The organism is Methylobacterium sp. B1, from assembly GCF_000333255.1.
Classification (GTDB): Bacteria; Pseudomonadota; Alphaproteobacteria; order Rhizobiales; family Beijerinckiaceae; genus Methylobacterium; species Methylobacterium fujisawaense.
Genome location: NZ_BACT01000621.1, coordinates 1 through 2287, shown reverse-complemented (window position 1 = coordinate 2287; position 2287 = coordinate 1). Strand labels below are relative to the sequence as shown.

Genomic DNA, 2287 nt, shown 5'->3' with positions numbered 1-2287 from the left:
CTTTAGAGGGCGGGCTGACCGGGCGCTGTTCCTGCCGTTCGTCGCGACCCTGAAGGAGCGCGTGGACGTCGTCCGGCTCGACGCCCGTACCGACTTCCGACTGGAGAAGCTCGGCGGCGCGGCCGTCTATCACGTTCCCGCCGACGCCAAGGCGCGCGCCGCCCTCGACGCCGCCTTCAAGGGACTGACCGGAAAGGTCCGGGGCCTTCCGGCGACGGTCACGGTTCACGGCCGGGCCGTGGAGGTCCCCGAGCAGGCGACCGGCGTGGCCCGGTTCGGTTTCGACGATCTCTGCCGCAAGCCGCTCGGCGCCTCCGACTACATGGCGCTCGCCCGCGCCTACCACACGGTCATTCTGGACGGGATCCCGGTCATGGCAGAGGCGGACCGGAACGAGGCCAAGCGCTTCATCACGCTGGTCGACACGCTCTACGACCGGCACGTGAAGCTCGTGGCCTCCGCGGACGCCGACGCGCAGGAGCTCTACACCGCCGAGAGCGGCCGCGAGGCCTTCGAGTTCGACCGGACCGTCTCGCGCCTCATCGAGATGCGGTCGCGGGAATACCTCGCCCAGCCGCACGGCCGGCCCGATTCCGAGGCGTCGGGTGCCAGCACCGGGCTGGTGGAGACGTGAGCGCCCCGTCTCGCGTCGGATCGATCTTCTCCTTGCGTCGGCGGAACTGGCGCAGCGCCGGCCCGCTCGGCTGGCTCCTGGGCTCCCCGGCGGCGTTCGTCCTGCTGGTCGTCGCCCTGGGCAGCGGCACGGCGAACTACCTCACCGGCGAGGCCGACCGGACCGCGACGGCCCACGCGAACGACACCGTCGCCGGGATCGAGCGCCTGATCTCCGAGGTGAAGGACCTGGAGACGAGCGAGCGGGGCTTCGTCCTGGTCGGCAGCGAGGATTACCTCACCCCCTACACGAGCGCCTCACCAAGATCGAGACGGAACTCGCGGCCTCGGTTCGGCCGCGCAGGATCCGGTCCGCGCCGGCGGCCCCTCGCTCGCCGGACTGATCGCGCAGAAGCGGGACTTCGCGGCCCGGGTCGTGGCGGCGCGGCGCAATCAGGGGTTCGAGCCGGCCATCGAGCTGGTCCGCACCGGCGAAGGCAAGCAGCTGATGGACGCGATCCGCGCCGAGGCGGCGGCCCGTCAGGCTGCGACCCTGGAGCGTCTCGCCACCCTTCAGGCGATCGAGGGTTGGCGCGGGCTCCTGCTGTTCCTGCTCTCGGGGGCGGCGGCGCTGGGCGCGATCGTGCTGCTCGCCCGCCTCGCTCTGGTGCGCCGGCAGGAATCCTTGCGCATGTCCCGCCTGCTCGACGGCGTGCTCGCCAACGCGCCGGTGGGCCTCGGCTTCCTCGACCGCGACCTGAAGATCCGGCACATGAACCGGGCGCTCGCCACGATGAGCGAACGCGGCTTCGGGGCCGATCTCGGCGCGCCGATCTGGGCCATGCTTCCGACCCTCCGGGAAGAACTCGCCCTGAAGCTCGCCGCGGCCCTGAAGGACGGCCTAGTCTCGCCGAACGTCCCGGTGGCCGTGCCGGCTCCCTCCGCTCCCGGCGGTGTCCGCCACTTCTCGATGAGCTTCTACCCGCTCCGGGGCGTGGAGAGCGCCGCGACCGATGAGAACGTGGAAGGCGTCGGCCTCGTCGTGGTCGACGAGACCATCCGCCATTTGGCCGAGGCCCGTCTGCGCCGCAGCGAGGAGCGGTTCCGTTCGCTGATCGAGGCCAGCGCGGCCATCGTCTGGACCGCCAACCCGGAGGGCAGCCTGCACCGACGCCAGGTGGCCTGGAGCCGCTTCACCGGTCAGGACGAGGCCGCCTATGCAGGGCTCGGCTTCCTGGATGCGGTCCATCCCGAGGATCGCCCGCACACCCGGGCCGCGTGGTCCCGCGCCCTGAGCAGCCTGGAGCCCTACGCGACGGAGCACCGGATCCGCGCGGCCTCCGGGGCATACCGGCACATGAGCGTGCGCGCCGTTCCGATCCTCGAATCCGACGGCACCCTGCGCGAATGGGTCGGGACCCATACGGACATCACCGAACGCAAGGAGGCCGAGGCCGCCATCGAGGCGGCCCGCGCCGCCGCAGAGGCCGCCAACGCCGCCAAGAGCCAGTTCCTGGCCAATATGAGCCACGAGTTGCGCACCCCGCTCTCGGCGGTGATCGGCTATTCCGAGATGGTGCAGGAGGAGCTGGAGGATATCGGCGAGGCCGACTTGGTCGCCGACATGAAAAAGATCGAGACCAACGCCCGGCACCTCCTCGGCCTGATCAACGAC

General features: G+C 71.1%; 2 protein-coding genes and 1 pseudogene. All 3 read left to right on the top strand.

Annotated elements, in window-relative coordinates; all coding sequences use genetic code 11:
• A partial coding sequence (gene zapE, locus I53_RS18485; RefSeq protein ID WP_043353311.1) for a cell division protein ZapE occupies positions 1-634 on the top strand: 634 nt, incomplete at its 5' end.
• Positions 631-888 (top strand): annotated as a pseudogene (locus I53_RS35950) (hypothetical protein); the annotation flags it as partial. The gene zapE and the pseudogene I53_RS35950, both read left to right, overlap by 4 nt.
• A 160-nt stretch (positions 889-1048) precedes the next feature.
• Positions 1049-2287 (top strand): PAS domain-containing protein (locus tag I53_RS35770; RefSeq protein WP_286009588.1); only part of this gene is annotated, 1239 nt, incomplete at its 3' end.